This window comes from Streptomyces sp. NPDC029138, from assembly GCF_055564375.1.
This window is the reverse complement of the sequence record NZ_JBVHWM010000144.1, coordinates 1-1,638: the sequence shown is the minus strand read 5'-3', so window position 1 is coordinate 1,638 and position 1,638 is coordinate 1. Positions and strand designations below refer to the sequence as shown.

General features: G+C 74.0%; 1 protein-coding gene and 1 pseudogene. Both read left to right on the top strand.

Features of this window, described 5'->3' with window-relative positions; genetic code table 11:
• Positions 1-645, top strand: a pseudogene (locus ACZ4WH_RS43935) (hypothetical protein); the annotation flags it as partial.
• 66 nt (positions 646-711) lie between these two features.
• A complete protein-coding gene (locus ACZ4WH_RS43930) occupies positions 712-1,605 on the top strand; it encodes a hypothetical protein (RefSeq protein WP_468191960.1) in 894 nt (297 codons plus the stop codon).
• Positions 1,606-1,638: the final 33 nt, after the last annotated feature.

Below are 1,638 nucleotides of genomic sequence, written 5' to 3'. Positions count from 1 at the left end.
CCCGCCGACGACGTCCTGTTCGTCGTCGACGGCACGGCCGAACAGGGCGCCCTGTTCACCCCCGAGGCCGCCGCGCCCGCCCCGACCGTCCGCGAGCAGCAGCGCGCCGCCCTCGACCGCATCCGCGCCAAGGCCGACGCCGACCGCGCCGCCGACCGCGCCGCGACCGACGACCAGATCGCCGCCGAGTGCGCCGCCCACGGCGTACCGGCCCCGCGCACCGTCGCCGCCCGGATCGCCGCCCGCACCGAGCAGGCGCCCGCCCGCCGCGTGATCGAGGGCGTCGTCGTCAGCCACGGCGGCACCGCCGAGGGCAGCAAGCCGAGCGACGCCACCAACCCCGACGTGATCGCCGCCCGCGAGGCACTGGCCGGCCTCGCCGTCGCCACGCTCACCGATCACCACGACGTCACCGAGCCCACCGAGGACGAGCGCGACACCCGCGGGTACTTCGTCGACCCGCGCACACACGGCCGCGTCGCCGTCTACTGGCTCGAAGCGGGCCGGATCGTCCGCCGCGACGACCCCGCGCACGGGCCCGCCCTTGACTGCCTCGCCGACCGCTTGAAGCGCCGCGGATGGGCCGTCGAGAAGATGCTCAGGTCGAGTCAGTGCGTGTTCGCGCACCGGCCGTCGACCGACTGACCACCGCCCACCGGCCCGCCCTCGACCGGGGGCGGGCCCCGTACCCAACCAGCAGGAGAGCCCGGGATGAGCAACGAGCAGCCCCGCGACGACGACCAGGCCGACGAGCCCACGGTCGCCGAGTACCAGCGCGTCGACCCGTCGACACTGCCCTCGCACCCCCTCGGCCAACAGGCCGCCGTCGAGGGCATGGCCGCCGCCAAGGGGTGGACCGCCCGCGAGTTGACCCGACACGTTCGGGGCGTCGAGGGTGGGCCGTCCGCCGTCGACCGAATCGTCGGCGAGCTGAACCGGCGGGGCGTACCGGCCGACTCCGTCATGGGCCGGTTTACCGCCCAGATGTACGCCCTGTTCGAGGAGTTCGAGCAGGAGCGCCGCGCCGAGATCATCGCGGCCGGGGGCGACCCCGACGAGAACGACGCCGAAGCGCTCAGCCGCGACAACCTGATCAGCATTGCCCGCGCCCACCGCACCGCGATGCGCGCCGACGTCGACGAGCAGGCATACGACGACCTGATCGAGGAGATCGCCGAGACGTTCACCCTGTCCGACGTACGGATCATGCGGGGCGCGTGGACCGCGATTACCGAGGCCATGCCGCGGATCGCCTACGTCGCTCGGCAGAACGGCAAGAGCCCGGACGAGATCGCCCAGGCGACCGGCTACACGTCGAGCCGGATCTCGCAGTTCATCAGGCAGGAGAAGCAGCGCGCCGCCGCCGTCCCGCTCACCCGGTACACGTGGCGTATCGACACGCTCGACGCCGACGACGGCCGGTACGCGTGGACCTCGCGCGAGACCGGCGAGGACGAAGCGACGCCGGCCGACCTCGCCCAGCTCGCCGAGCGCCTGCTCGCCGAGACCGGCGCCCGCGACCAGCGCGCCCGCATCTTCCTGTGGGAGGGCGACGAAGGCACCGACGCCGACGCCGTCCACACGGCCGAGCGCGACGCCCAGTAGACCCGCACATGCAGCGGCCCCGCCCCAGTTCCT

Excerpts from the sequence above, each read along its gene's own strand:
- ACZ4WH_RS43930 (WP_468191960.1), top strand. The coding sequence starts at position 712 with ATGAGCAACGAGCAGCCCCGCGACGACGACCAGGCCGACGAGCCCACG.